14 protein-coding genes are annotated in these 13,476 nt (G+C 32.4%); 4 read left to right on the forward strand and 10 right to left on the reverse strand.

Going from position 1 to position 13,476, the window contains the following annotated elements; genetic code table 11:
• Positions 1-66 precede the first annotated feature (66 nt).
• Positions 67-1,842, reverse strand: a complete 1,776-nt coding sequence (uvrC, locus tag B7R67_RS05810) for an excinuclease ABC subunit UvrC (protein WP_088068435.1) — start codon at positions 1,840-1,842, stop codon at positions 67-69.
• 430 nt (positions 1,843-2,272) lie between these two features.
• Here uvrC and B7R67_RS05815 point away from each other — a divergent pair, with 430 nt between their 5' ends.
• Entirely contained in the window at positions 2,273-2,716 is a 444-nt protein-coding gene (locus B7R67_RS05815; protein ID WP_088068437.1) for a PepSY domain-containing protein, read from the forward strand.
• 43 nt (positions 2,717-2,759) lie between these two features.
• Here the strand turns inward: B7R67_RS05815 and B7R67_RS05820 are convergent, their stop codons facing one another.
• From B7R67_RS05820 to trxA, 3 genes are all read right to left on the reverse strand, one after another.
• Positions 2,760-4,373, reverse strand: coding sequence for an MDR family MFS transporter (locus B7R67_RS05820; protein WP_268876002.1), 1,614 nt, complete (start codon positions 4,371-4,373; stop codon positions 2,760-2,762).
• Between the two features lie 102 nt (positions 4,374-4,475).
• Complete coding sequence (locus B7R67_RS05825) at positions 4,476-4,913, reverse strand: MarR family winged helix-turn-helix transcriptional regulator (RefSeq protein WP_088068439.1); 438 nt, start codon at positions 4,911-4,913, stop codon at positions 4,476-4,478.
• Positions 4,914-5,170: 257 nt separating this feature from the next.
• Positions 5,171-5,488, reverse strand: a complete 318-nt coding sequence (trxA, locus tag B7R67_RS05830; protein WP_088068441.1) for a thioredoxin — start codon at positions 5,486-5,488, stop codon at positions 5,171-5,173.
• A 169-nt stretch (positions 5,489-5,657) separates the two neighbouring features.
• Between trxA and B7R67_RS05835 the strand changes: the two genes are divergently transcribed.
• From B7R67_RS05835 to B7R67_RS05845, 3 genes are all read left to right on the forward strand, one after another.
• The gene (locus tag B7R67_RS05835) at positions 5,658-6,128 is read left to right on the forward strand and encodes a GNAT family N-acetyltransferase (RefSeq protein WP_088068443.1); all 471 of its coding nucleotides are present in this window, start codon (positions 5,658-5,660) and stop codon (positions 6,126-6,128) included.
• Between the two features lie 182 nt (positions 6,129-6,310).
• Positions 6,311-6,469 carry an FbpB family small basic protein gene (locus B7R67_RS05840; RefSeq protein ID WP_088068445.1) on the forward strand — a complete coding sequence of 53 codons (159 nt, stop codon included), beginning with the start codon at positions 6,311-6,313 and terminating at the stop codon, positions 6,467-6,469.
• 174 nt (positions 6,470-6,643) lie between these two features.
• Positions 6,644-6,874, forward strand: a complete 231-nt coding sequence (locus B7R67_RS05845) for a hypothetical protein (protein WP_088068447.1) — start codon at positions 6,644-6,646, stop codon at positions 6,872-6,874.
• Positions 6,875-7,317: 443 nt separating this feature from the next.
• On the opposite strand, the gene B7R67_RS05855 is transcribed toward B7R67_RS05845, so the two are convergent.
• The 6 genes from B7R67_RS05855 to B7R67_RS05880 form a co-directional block, all read right to left on the reverse strand.
• Positions 7,318-8,295: an electron transfer flavoprotein subunit alpha/FixB family protein gene (locus B7R67_RS05855; protein WP_088068452.1), complete on the reverse strand. Its 978-nt coding sequence runs from the start codon at positions 8,293-8,295 to the stop codon at positions 7,318-7,320.
• A gap of 58 nt (positions 8,296-8,353) precedes the next feature.
• On the reverse strand, positions 8,354-9,127 hold the full coding sequence (locus tag B7R67_RS05860; RefSeq protein ID WP_088068454.1) for an electron transfer flavoprotein subunit beta/FixA family protein: 774 nt from the start codon (positions 9,125-9,127) through the stop codon (positions 8,354-8,356).
• Between the two features lie 56 nt (positions 9,128-9,183).
• Positions 9,184-9,954 (reverse strand): enoyl-CoA hydratase, encoded by a 771-nt coding sequence (locus B7R67_RS05865; RefSeq protein WP_088068456.1) that lies wholly within the window; start codon positions 9,952-9,954, stop codon positions 9,184-9,186.
• A gap of 36 nt (positions 9,955-9,990) precedes the next feature.
• On the reverse strand, positions 9,991-10,578 hold the full coding sequence (locus tag B7R67_RS05870; RefSeq protein ID WP_088068458.1) for a TetR/AcrR family transcriptional regulator: 588 nt from the start codon (positions 10,576-10,578) through the stop codon (positions 9,991-9,993).
• A gap of 155 nt (positions 10,579-10,733) precedes the next feature.
• A complete protein-coding gene (locus B7R67_RS05875) occupies positions 10,734-12,449 on the reverse strand; it encodes an AMP-binding protein (protein WP_088068460.1) in 1,716 nt (571 codons plus the stop codon).
• A 129-nt stretch (positions 12,450-12,578) separates the two neighbouring features.
• Complete coding sequence (locus tag B7R67_RS05880; RefSeq protein ID WP_088068462.1) at positions 12,579-13,388, reverse strand: sugar nucleotide-binding protein; 810 nt, start codon at positions 13,386-13,388, stop codon at positions 12,579-12,581.
• Positions 13,389-13,476 lie beyond the last annotated feature (88 nt).

The following is a 13,476-nucleotide window of genomic DNA, read 5'->3' on the forward strand; positions in this document are numbered from 1 at the left end:
ATTTTAACTAAATATAAATTATTTTGAAAATAGTGTCAAGATAAAAAATCACAGTTGAAACGAAAATCACTCTTTATGGAAATGATTATATATTTCCTGAGCTATGTTTTTAGGCATTTTAGCTGCCATTAACTCTTCGATTGACGCTTCTTTTATTTTTTTGACTGATCCAAAATGTTTAAGCAATACTTTTTTTCTAGTACCACCTACACCAGCGATTCCATCCAAAGCAGATTGGACCATTGATTTACTATGGAGTTGTCGATAAAATTCAATTGCAAATCTATGCACTTCATCTTGAATTCTTTGAAGTAAAAAGAATTCTTGGCTTTGCCTCCCTAATTTAACAACTTGAGGAGGTTGTCCAATTAATAATTCGGAAGTTCGATGTTTCTCATCTTTTACAAGTCCAGCTGTTGGAATAAATAATCCAAGTTCATTTTGAAGCACGTCTTCAACTGCTGCTAAATGCCCTTTTCCACCATCGACGATAATTAAGTTTGGTAAAGGAAGATTTTCTTTTAATGCTCTAGAATACCTTCTCCTCACTACTTCTCTCATCGAATCATAATCATCTGGCCCTACTACAGTTTTTATTTTATATTTTCGATAGTCTTTCTTTGAAGGTTTTCCATCAACAAAAACAATCATTGCTGAAACTGGATTCGTCCCTTGAATGTTTGAATTATCAAATGCTTCAATGCGGTATGGAGTTTCAATATCTAATATTTCTCCAAGTTTTTCAATTGCTTTAATTGTTCTTTCTTCATCTCGTTCGATTAACTTAAACTTTTCACCGAGGCCAATTTTTGCATTTTTATTTGCTAATACGACAAGTTCCTTTTTTTGTCCTCTTTTTGGCTGAAGAACAGGTAAATTTAGTAGCTGTTTTAATAGTTCAGTATCAACTTTATCCGGTACAAAAATTTCTTTTGGTTTTATATTATGGGTTTTTTCATAAAACTGACCAATGAATGAAAGGAATTCTTCTTCTGGCTCATCATAGATAGGAAAATAGGATACATCTCGTTCAATTAACTTTCCTCTTCGAACAAAAAAGACTTGAACACACATCCATCCTTTATCAACCGCAAATCCAAAAACATCACGATCGATTAGATCGCTACTCATCATTTTTTGTTTTTCCATCGTTGCTTCTATCGATACAATTTGATCTCTATATTCCTTTGCACGTTCAAAATCTAATTGCTCAGATGCAGCTAACATTTTTGCCTCTAACTCTTTACGAATTTGATCTTCTCCACCATTTAGAAAACGGACGATTTCATTTACAATTTCTTGATTTTGTTCATCCGTTACTTCTTTAACACAAGGTGCAAGACATTGACCAATTTGATAGTACAAACAAACTTTATCAGGTAATGAGGAACATTTTCTTAGTGGATATAATCGATCCAATAATTTTTTTGTTTCATTTGCGGCAGTGGCATTTGGAAACGGTCCAAAATACTTCCCTTTATCTTTTTTCACGTTACGTGTAATTAATAATCGAGGATGTTTCTCGGCAGTTACTTTAATAAATGGATATGATTTATCATCCTTTAACATTATGTTATATTTCGGATCGTATTTTTTAATTAAATTCATTTCCAAAATTAAAGCTTCCATATTTGAAGAAGTAACAATATATTCAAAATCGACGATCTCTTGAACTAATCGATATGTCTTACCATCATGTGATCCTGTAAAATAAGATCTTACTCTGTTTTTTAACACTTTTGCTTTACCGACATAGATAATGGTCCCCTGAACATCTTTCATTAAATAGCATCCAGGCTGATCTGGTAAAAGCGCTAGTTTTTCTTTTAAATGATTGTTCAAATTCTTACCCCCTTTCACGAATCTGTACACTTAATATTATAATCTCCATCGTTAAGAACTGAAAATACTTTAATTTTAGGTTCTATTAAAAAGAAGTATCGATTTCCGTTACAGGATGCTCGCTTTCCATGGGGCGTGAGGCTTTAGCCTCCTCGGCAAGCCTGCGGGGTCTCACCCTTCCCGCTACTCCCATAGGAGTCTCCCACCTTCCACTCCAATCTATGTCTTTAAATATTCTATATTTTAAACTCTATAAAATTCGAAAATGTCTTTTTTTAATTAACTTTAACAGAGCCTAATTCCAGGGACTATAAACAAGGTATTCGTAGACTCACAAAAAATTAATTTAGTTTAATCTTATTAAGAAAAATTTAAGTTTTCAATAATAACATGTTTTTATAAAACAATAAATAAAGAGAGGATCATTAGTATGAAAAAAGTAAGAGTTATACATTTTTGGATTGGAGTTATTGTTTCGATTTTCTTGTTAATTGAATCTACTACAGGAATTATCATGTATTTTGATAAGGGTGGAGATCGACCAGATTTTTCGATGAACAATCAGTTTCCATCAGGTCAAATGAACGGAAGTCAGCAATCAAATAATCAAAGTGGGGGTGAAAATTCATCCATTCAAAATGGACAAAGTAATGAAAATTTTCAACCTTCATTTCAAAATGGAAATCCAAATTTTGATAATAGACGTGAACAATCTGCTTTTTCAGTAAAAAGTTTACATACGGGTATTATTGGTCTGATTAGTGGAATTGGTCTTTTTATACTCACTGGCACTGGATTGATATTATCGTGGATTTTATGGCGTAATAAGCGTAAAAATAAAAAACGAAAAGATAAAGTAGCAATGGCTATATAATAAAACATAAAAACCATCTAGAGAGTTCTAGATGGTTCTTATATTATGAAGTTGCAGTTTCAACCTCTACTTTTTCTTTATCTTCATTATTTTCATTAGTGCCAGCTTTTCTGTTAGTTAATTTAATTGGCTTTAAGAATAAAGTTACAAATGCACCTACAATAATGAATCCTAGTCCTACAAAGAATACATTGTGTAAAGATTCCATTAATGACGTTTTAATAATTGGTAGCATTCCTTCTAAAATAGGCTTAGGAATTAATTTCTTAGCATCTTCATTAAATAACATTGTAAACACTGATTGTGGAGTTGTGTTAATCATGTGTTTAAAATTATCTACTAACGGAGCAGCTTGTGCTGGTAATTTATTTAAGAATGGAACTAAGTCATTATTTAAAAGAGTTCCTGATTTACTATTCATTACTGCACCTAAAACAGTTGCTCCAAATGTACCACCGATTGAACGGAAGAATTGGCTTGAAGATGTAACAATCCCTAATTCTTTTTTATCAAAAACTTCTTGTAGAGCTAATGTAATTGTCGGCATTACTAAACCAATACCTAGACCCATAACACCCATAAAAATCGTTGCGATTGTTTTACTTGAATCCATATCTAAAGTTGTTAATAAGTATAAACCTAGTGCAATTACGAACATCCCTGTTATAATTTGAGGTTTAATACCGACTTTAAATACAACTTGCCCACCGATAATACTTGCAATAATCATTGTAATCATCATTGGTGTCATAATTGTGCCTGATTCTGTTGCACTTACACCAACGATTCCTTGCATGAAAAATGGTACGAACATGATTGCGCCAAACATCGCAATTGTCATAAAGAACCCAATTAAGTTTAATGTAACAAACGTTCTATTTTTGAATAGATGCATTGGTAGTAATGGCTCTTTAGCTTTGTTTTCTACGATCACAAATGAAATGATTCCAACCACTGCTAATACAAAAAGACCAATGATTTGCCAAGAATTCCATTCATATTCAACTCCACCTAAACTTAAAGCAAGGAGTAAACTTACAACACCGATAATCATGGTAACCATACCTGCGATATCGAAATTGATTGGACCTGTATTTTTTCTTCCTTTTAAACCTAAAGCAATGAAAATTGTTGCGATAATCCCTACAGGAAGGTTGATATAGAATACCCATTTCCAGTTTAATGAATCAACAATCCAACCACCAATTTGTGGACCGATTACTGAAGCTAAACCGTAAATACCACCAAAAACCCCTTGGAATTTTGCACGTTCTTTACCAGTAAATAAATCCCCGATTACAATCATCGCCATTGGCATCATGACACCGCCACCGATACCTTGAATACCACGGTAAATAATTAATTCCGTCATATTATGTGCAATACCACATAATGCAGAAGCAGCCATAAAAATAACTAAACCAGCAATATATACGCTTCTACGTCCTAATAAGTCTGCTAATTTACCTGCAATAGGCACAACAGTAGTTGAAGTTAATAAGTATGCTGTTGTAAGCCATGTCATCATACTTAAACCGCCAAGGTCTCCAACAATTTTAGGCATTGCGGTACCAACAATCGTACCATCTAATGCAGAGAAAAACATTGCTATAATTAAACCAATAAGCAATAGTTTACGATTCGTATCTTTTTGAATAACTGTATTTGAATTTGTACTCAAAATTTATTTCTCCCTTCTCTCCCATATTTTTTTTCTTTTTATTATTGCTAATACAAAAAAAGTATTTTGTAAAATTTTCTATAAATCAGTCGCTGCATTTGCAAGCTTTTCAGCTATATTTGCAAATTGAGAAAGTTCTTCGTCCGAAAGATTAAACAAGTAATTTTCAAAAATTTCTTTTCTCTCTTTCAAAACTAATTCCATCTTTTTAGTGCCTTCTTCACTTAGCATAATATTTACAACTCTACGGTCTTTTTTATCATGTTCTCGATAAACAAAATTATTATGTTCAAGGCGATCAATCATAAATGATACCGCGCTAGGTTTTACACCCATCATTTCTGCTAGTTCAGATATTTTACAGCTTTCATTTTTTCGTAAATACATTAATACAAAAAATTGAGTAGCTGTAATACCATGCTTATTCATATTGTCTGTCATTTTAGGCTGCAGTTTATGAACAGTAGTATGAAGTGCAATCTGAATCCGTTCAATGTACTCATTCTTGCTTACCAAGAAAATTAACCTCCTTTAAAAGTTAATGTATATAAATATTTAATGTATGTTAAATATTAATGCTTATTAAATATAAAACGTGACTAAAAATTAGTCAATAGATAGTACATTAGAATTTTTTAACAAAAAATCAGCCAATATTAATTGAAAACCGTTACATTAGCTTATTGGCTAGGTTTCATAAAGCCTACTTAAATTCCCTAGAACAAAAAAAAGAAATGCACTCATATTATGAGTGCATTTCTTACAAATTATAATTAGCCAATATGTGGTGTAATTAATTCTTCTAAAGCTTCTTTTGGTTTGAAACCTAAAGTTTTTTCAACTACTTCACCGTCTTTAAGAACGAATAATGATGGAATGCTCATTACTTCAAATTTAGCAGCTGTTTCTTGGTTTTCATCAACATCTACTTTAACAATTTTAACTTTGTCGCCGTATTCAGAAGCTAATTCTTCTAATACAGGAGCGATCATTTTACAAGGACCACACCAAGTTGCCCAAAAATCAACTAGTACTACACCTTCTTTTGTTTCTTCTGCAAACGTTGCGTTTGTTGCGTTAACAATAGCCATTAATTTTTCCTCCTATTGCCTTTCTACATAAGTAAATTATGTAGATTGACATAATTTGTTATAATTTTAAAGAAAGTATACCATATGAGAATTAGCATTTTCTATTTATTTGCTCAAACTTACTATTTCCAAACAAATTGTTGATATACGTAATGAAAGGACATAAAAAATGATAACATTTGAAAAAATTACACAAGATTTAATTGAAGTAATCGAAGAAATTACAAATTCGAATCAGAATTATAATTTAATGGAAAATGGTCGATTAACCCGTACAAAAGAAGAACTTATGAATGAGTATTTTAGTACTTCACATCAATCAGAGACTCTTTTTATTAAATTGGACGATACATATATCGGCTTAATTGACTTTTTAGAATTAAATCCTCGTGATGAATTCCCTTGGCTTGGTCTTCTAATGATCCATAATGATTACCAAGGATACGGATTTGGTACTAATGCATTTTTATTATTCGAAAAGAGATTAATGGAAAAAAACATTTCTAAATTAAGATTAGGCGTGTTAATTAATAATCATCAAGCTAAAACATTTTGGATCTCTCAAGGATTTAACTATGTTGAGAATAAAAAAAATACTGACGGAATAGAAGTAGAAGTTTATGAAAAATATTACTCATAAATAGAGTAATCCCCAAAGTTCAAATTTCTATAAATTTTTCCAACAGAATGATTATTCGAAAAAAATGGTACCTTTGTCACAAATTCGTAAAATCTTACTCAGTTTATTTTCAGACTTTTATGTTAATATATTCTTGAATATATTAATTATATTCAAATAGTTAACAGTTAGGAGTGGCTAACATGAGAAAAACTTTTCGTAAATCGTTCAATCAATTAGTTAATGAGAATAAACAATCTTTATTACGTGACAAAAAAGAAATCGAGAAGATTGAAAGCAAAATTGAAAAACGCCACGATTTATTATTAGAAAAAAACAAACTAAATACAGCTATCTCATAAAACACTAAGTAATCCTTAAAAAGGGATTACTTTTTTTGTTTAGTTCAGTCTGTTAAATATTCAGCTACCTATTTTATAGCTTCCCACTTTATTTCCTCTATTAAAATAGGCGAACTAATATAATAAATAATTCGTAGTATATAGTACATTGGTCTAGAAAATGGAGGTTAAAATATGCATCATCCTTTTTGGAATTCACATCCACAACATCCACATCATCCCATGAGAAACGGTCACGTACAAACTGATCATCAAACAGTCATCCAAATGTTCATGAATCTTGAAAATCAAATCACTAACCTTGTAAAAGCAATTGAAGCAAATAATGAACTACTTAGATCACTTGAGCAAAAACAAAACCAAGTTGTAACAAGTGGTGGAGGCTCAGTCATTGTTAGGATGTAAACTGAAAGGCAGGGAGAGCAGGGAAAGCATAGAAAAGTTATTACTTAAGTCTTTAAAAATCTTTCCCTTTCTCCTTGATCCTGCGTTTCCTTGTCCACTTCAATTTCAAAACATAAAAAAGAAGCTTGTATTTAAAAGTCATTCAGTTTATATTCCTTTAACTATGAACTTAAACTGATAAAAAAGTGCTTTTTGTATAGAGATTATTTCAAATGCTTTTTATCAAAAAACTTTTGTCTATGAAGAAGTTGAATGGAACGGAAGAATGCTCGACTCCTATGGGAAATGCGGGAAGCTAAAGACCCCGCAGGAACAAACGTGACGAGGAGGCTCCGCTCCACGCCCCATGAAAAGCGAGCATCCTGCAGTGGAATTCAACATGACATACTTCTATTTCAAACAAAAAAAGGACATCATAATTAAATGAAGTCCTTTTTCTACTATTAAGAATTAACTAATACCGCTTTAAATTCCTCTGTTAATAACGGTAATACCTCAAATAAATCACCAACGATTCCATAATCAGCAACTTTAAAGATATTAGCCTCAGGATCTTTATTAATTGCAACGATAACTTTAGAGTTTGACATACCAGCTAAATGTTGAATTGCTCCTGAAATACCACATGCGATATATAAATCAGGTGTTACAACTTTACCAGTTTGGCCAATTTGTAATGAGTAGTCACAATAGTTAGCGTCACATGCACCACGAGATGCACCTACAGCAGCACCTAAAACTGTTGCTAAATCTTTTAGTGGATTAAAGCCCTCTTCGCTCTTAACTCCTCGACCACCAGCAACAATGATTTTCGCTTCTGAAAGGTCAACACCTTCACTCGCTTTACGTACAACATCTTTTACGATTGAACGTAAGTCTTTAATTTCAACCGATAATGTTGCTACATCACCAGTACGAGTAGCATCTTTATCTAAAGCCGCGATGTTATTTGGACGGATTGTTGCAAAAATGAATGGATCTACCATCACTTTTTTCTCGAAAGCTTTACCAGAGTAAATCGGACGAGTGAAAACAATATTTCCTCCAGCTACTTCAATTGCTGTAACATCTGAGATTAAACCACTTTGAAGGCGTGCAGCAAGCTTAGGAGATAAGTCTTTACCTAAAGCTGTATGACCTAATACAAGTCCTTCTGGTTTCTCTTGATCAATTACTGCTAAAAGCGCTTGAGAAAATCCATCTGAAGAATAAGTAGCTAACTTTTCATCTTCTACTACGATTGCACGGTCTGCACCATATTGAATCATTTCAGAAGCTAAAGCACTAACAGATTGTCCTACTAATACAGCAACTACTTCTCCACCTTCAGCAACTGTTTTAGCCGTACTTACTGCCTCAAATGAAACATTTCGTAATGATCCTTCACGAACTTCGCCTAATACTAATACTTTACGTGACATGTTATTTCCCTCCAGAATTTTCTAATACTCTATTAATCTGTTCCAATATTCAATCAAATTAGATTACTTTTGCCTCAGAACGTAATAATGAAACTAATTCTTTTACTTGATCTTGTAATTCACCTGATAAAACTTTACCTGCTTCTTTCTTCGCAGGAAGGTAAATCTCAATTGTTTTAGTTTTTGCTTGAACTTCATCTTCATCTAAATCTAAATCGTCTAGCTCAAGCTCATCAAGAGGCTTTTTCTTCGCTTTCATAATACCTGGTAAAGATGGATATCTCGGCTCATTTAAACCTTGTTGAGCTGTAATTAGTAATGGTAATGATGTTTCGATGATTTCTGTGTCACCTTCTACATCACGCTCGATCGTAGCTGTAGTGCCATTGATTTCAAGCTTAGTAATTGTAGTCACGTAAGGAATATTTAATAATTCAGCAACGCGAGGACCTACTTGCCCTGTACCACCATCAATTGCAACGTTACCTGCTAAGATAATTGATGGATCTTTGTCTTCTAAATATTTAGCGATAAGTTTAGATGTTGTATATTGATCAGAATCTGTTACATCATCTTCAACATTAATTAATACAGCTTTATCAGCACCCATTGCTAAAGCGGTACGAAGTTCTTTTTCACTATCTTCATTTCCGATTGTCACAACCGTTACTTCTCCTCCATGCGTATCACGGATTTGAATTGCTTCTTCAACTGCATACTCATCATAAGGGTTTATAATAAATTCAGCGCCATCCTCTTGGATTACACCATTCGAAATTGTAATTTTCTCTTCAGTATCAAATGTTCTTTTTAACAGTACATAAATGTTCATCATTATACCCTCCTAGGAAATGTTAACTACATCTATTTTTTAAAATATTAAACTACTTATTTATTAAATACTGGTTTTCTTTTCTCTAAAAATGCTGAAATACCTTCTTTTGCATTTTCGGTAGTAAAAATTTCTCCAAATAATTTAGACTCTTCTTCAACGCCTTCATGGTATGAAGAAGTTCTTGTAGAAGATAATAGTTGTAGAACATATTCAATTGATTGTTTGCTTTTGTTAGCGATCTTCGCAGCTAATGTTTTTGCTTCTTCTAATAAGCTATCTTCAGATACTACGATTGTAGCTAATCCAATCTTTCCAGCTTCAACGCCAGAAATCGGTTCAGAAGTCGTTAACATAACTAAAGCTCGATCTCTACCAACATAACGAGGTAATCGTTGTGTGCCAGCAAAACCAGGAATGATCCCTAAATTTAATTCAGGTAAACCAAGTTTTGCGTTCTCTGCAACAACACGAATATGGCAGCTCATTGCAAATTCTAATCCGCCACCTAATGCAGCACCATGAATCGCCGCGATAACCGGCTTAGAATAATTTTCTACACGATCAAATACTAGTTGGCCTTTTCTTGCAACAGCAGCTGCATCTTCTGCGCCTTTGAATGAAGTAAATTCTTTTATGTCTGCTCCTGCAGAGAAAAATCTACCTTCTCCATGAACTACTAGAACTCTTACATCATCATTTTTTTCTAATTCATCTAAATGCTTAACAAGATCAGCAAATAAAACTGAAGACATCGCATTTGCTGGTGGATTTTGAATTGTTAATAATGCAATACCATTCGAAATTTTACATTGAAGTAAACTCACAACTTTTCCCCCTTTTTATTCAAATCTCCTAGAACGTTACTTTTGGTACCCGCACCCTCTTATTAATAATTGGTGAACCTTATCGGCTTTTGATTCTAGATCTTGATTTTGACCTGTCATCACCCAATGAGTCATTACTTCATCAATTGTTCCAAAAATCATTTGTCTAGCTGTACGTATATCTAATTGTTGGTCAAACAAACCTTCATTTACACCTTCAATTAAAATTGAATCAATAATATGTAAATACTCTTTTAACACTTCGTTTATCTTTAATCTAAGGTCAATATTCGTTTGTCTTACTTCCAATTGCATAACGATTGCTAAATATAAATCTTTAGACATTTCATGAAAATGAGTTTTCACCAACGTTAATAATTTCGATATTGCATCGGGATTACCTTCAATTTTTTCACGAATTTTTTCAGTAAAATTTCCCATCTTCTCTTCAAACAGAGAAATTAAGATAGATTCTTTATTTTTAAAGTATAAATAAATTGTTCCATCAGCTACTCCAGCCTGTTTTGCAATTTTAGAAACTTGCGCTTGGTGGTAACCGTTTTCAGCAATGACTACTACTGCAGCATCTATAATCTGTTTATATTTTGGTTTATCTCTTTTCATATTTATATTCCCCTTCTTACAGTGAATGAATAATCATTCATATTTTCATAATACAAACTTATCAGAAAATTGTCAATTATCCTGTAATATTTTTTATTCAGTATCTGATTAATAAAATGAAAGAGGGATGTTTAGTGAGTCATCCCTCAAATACCTTATACTAATTGTTCTCCTGAATCTTCATTTTTATCATTCTGATCATTCTTTTGTTTTTCTTCTTCTACTAAAGTTCTTCTTAATATTTTACCAATCATAGTCTTAGGTAATTCAGTTCTAAATTCATAAAATCTTGGAACTTTATAAGCTGCTAAGTATTTTCGGCTAAACTCATCTAATTCAGCTTCAGTAACTGATTTCCCTTCTTTTAATACGATAAATGCTTTTACTGTTTCTCCACGATATGAATCAGGAATTCCAATTACAACTACTTCTTGAACAGCCTCATGCTCATATAATACTTCTTCAATATCCCTTGGATAGACATTAAACCCACCTGCATTAATCATATCTTTTTTTCGGTCAACAATATAAAAAAATCCTTCTTCATCCATATATCCTAAATCACCAGTATATAACCATCCATCTTTTAATGTAGCCGCAGTTTCTTCTGGTCGATTCCAATATCCCTTCATTATTTGTGGACCGGAGACTATTAATTCACCAATTTCACGAGAAGGTAACTCTTCTCCAGTTTCTAATGAAACAATTTTTGCGTCCGTACTTGGCCATGGAACACCTATACTTCCACTTACTCGTTTGTCCCAAAGGAAATTACTATGTGTAACTGGAGAAGCCTCTGACAATCCATAGCCCTCAACTAATTTTCCGCCAGTTACCTTTTCAAATTGTTCTTGAACTTCTACAGGTAAAGCTGCAGAACCACTTAAGCAAGCATGTATACAAGAGATATCATTTTTCTTTAAATCTGGGTGATTCAATAATGCAATATACATTGTTGGTGCTCCTGGAAACAATGTAGGTCGATATTTGTTTATTGCTTCAAGCATTTGAGTTGCATCAAACCTTGGAATAATGATCATTTCATACGCACACATAATCGATAAATTCATACATGTGGTCATTCCGTATACATGAAAAAATGGTAATACAGTTAATATCTTTTCTTGGCCCTTCTTACTTTTATATAACCATTTTTCTGCCATCAACGTATTAGATGCTAAATTTTTATGTGTTAACATTACACCTTTTGGAAAACCAGTCGTTCCACCAGTGTATTGTAAAATTGCTACCTCATCTACACTACTGTTTGAAAGTTCCATTTCGATTGGTGCTGATATTTTCATTATATAATTGAATTGATGGATTGAACGGTCTTCAGGAATCTCAGGCGCTTTTGGTTGTTTTGAAAGTGGATATAATACTTTTTTTAGAAATGGTAAATAATCTCTAATAGCAGTAACAAAGATATGTTGAAGATTAGTAGATTTTTTTACTGCGCAGACTCTATTAATCAATAAATCTAAACAAATAATGGCTGTTGCACCACTATCATTCATTTGATATTCAAGTTCACGTTCAGTATAAAGTGGATTCGTTTGGACAATTACTGCTTCTGCAAACAAAATTCCATAGTAGGCAATTACTGCTTGTGGACAATTCGGAAGCATAATTGCGACTCGATCTCCCTTTTTAACTCCCAAATTCCTTAAATAATTTGCAAATCGTAAAGATTGAATATAAACCTCATTAAATGTCATCGATTTACCTAGGAAATTAAGCGCTTTCTTATATGGATAATTTGAAGCCGTTTGTTTTAAATAATTTGGCAAAAGTTCAAAGTTTTCGTCTAATGTTGTTGGTATTTGCTCTGGATACTGACTCACCCAAGGCTTTGCTCTTAGTTCCTCCATACCACTCACCACCAGTAAATTAATAGTATGTTCATACTAAAATAAGTATATGTTACTTATTACATGTATACAATCAAAATATTAAGAATATTTAATCAACTTTTTTTAAGATGACTTATGCTCATTGAATTAATTAACTAATTTATTGATTAACTCTTCATTATTGTAATAAAAATTCGAAGCAAGGTCCGTGCGATTGATTAATAAACCAAAATTATATTCATCTACATTCTCTAATGTTGTCGATATTACTTTCCCATCATTCGATAAGCCTCTAACTAGTTTAAGAATGAATGAGAATTGTGATTCAATATCCGTTGTTGCAAGATGAAATATCCCTTTATAATGATTTTCAATAATTTGTCGTACTTGTTTTGCAATCAGATAATCTATTGCATGATTTAAATAAATATTCGAATAAGCTTCAATCTGTTGACCATTTTTTATTTTTTCTTTTATTTCATTTAGCCTTGGAGATTGTTTCCCCCAAACCATTGGTAATCTTAAAACGATTCCACGTTCGCCAAGTTCAGTTGTAATTAAATTTTCACACTTAATTTTAAATTGACCATAATCAGATTCAGCAACCGGTTGGTCATTTTCAGCGTGATGCTTTGATACCTCACCATCAAATACATTAGTAGTAGAGCAAAATAGGAATTTCGTAGAAGTCGATTTTATTTTTTCCACAATATTAGCATGAGCTTCAAATTGAACATTAAAATCACCTCGTAAACACGAAATAACTACATCTGGACAAATCTTTTCAATCCAATTCATCATTTTCTCTGAATCTTTAATATCCCATTGTAATTGATTTTCGCTATTTAAGTCTAACTTCGTAGAGTGATAGGTTCCATATACATCATAATCAGGAGAAAACTCTTTTACTAAAGCGTTCCCAACTAACCCGCTTGCACCTAAAATTAATATTTTCATTGTCTCTCTCCTTTTTACAAAATATTTAATAAACTTATGTTATATTGAATGTATCATAAACAACAGTTAGTATACAAAGTCAAAAATC

Source organism: Gottfriedia luciferensis (assembly GCF_002156865.1).
Lineage (GTDB): Bacteria > Bacillota > Bacilli > Bacillales > Bacillaceae_G > Gottfriedia > Gottfriedia luciferensis.

Coding starts and splice junctions, on each gene's coding strand:
- B7R67_RS05815 (WP_088068437.1), top strand. CDS start 2,273: ATGAAAAAAGTAAGAGTTATACATTTTTGGATTGGAGTTATTGTTTCG.
- trxA (WP_088068441.1), bottom strand. CDS start 5,488: ATGGCTATTGTTAACGCAACAAACGCAACGTTTGCAGAAGAAACAAAA.
- B7R67_RS05835 (WP_088068443.1), top strand. CDS start 5,658: ATGATAACATTTGAAAAAATTACACAAGATTTAATTGAAGTAATCGAA.
- B7R67_RS05840 (WP_088068445.1), top strand. CDS start 6,311: ATGAGAAAAACTTTTCGTAAATCGTTCAATCAATTAGTTAATGAGAAT.
- B7R67_RS05845 (WP_088068447.1), top strand. CDS start 6,644: ATGCATCATCCTTTTTGGAATTCACATCCACAACATCCACATCATCCC.
- B7R67_RS05855 (WP_088068452.1), bottom strand. CDS start 8,295: ATGTCACGTAAAGTATTAGTATTAGGCGAAGTTCGTGAAGGATCATTA.
- B7R67_RS05860 (WP_088068454.1), bottom strand. CDS start 9,127: ATGAACATTTATGTACTGTTAAAAAGAACATTTGATACTGAAGAGAAA.
- B7R67_RS05870 (WP_088068458.1), bottom strand. CDS start 10,578: ATGAAAAGAGATAAACCAAAATATAAACAGATTATAGATGCTGCAGTA.
- B7R67_RS05875 (WP_088068460.1), bottom strand. CDS start 12,449: ATGGAGGAACTAAGAGCAAAGCCTTGGGTGAGTCAGTATCCAGAGCAA.
- B7R67_RS05880 (WP_088068462.1), bottom strand. CDS start 13,388: ATGAAAATATTAATTTTAGGTGCAAGCGGGTTAGTTGGGAACGCTTTA.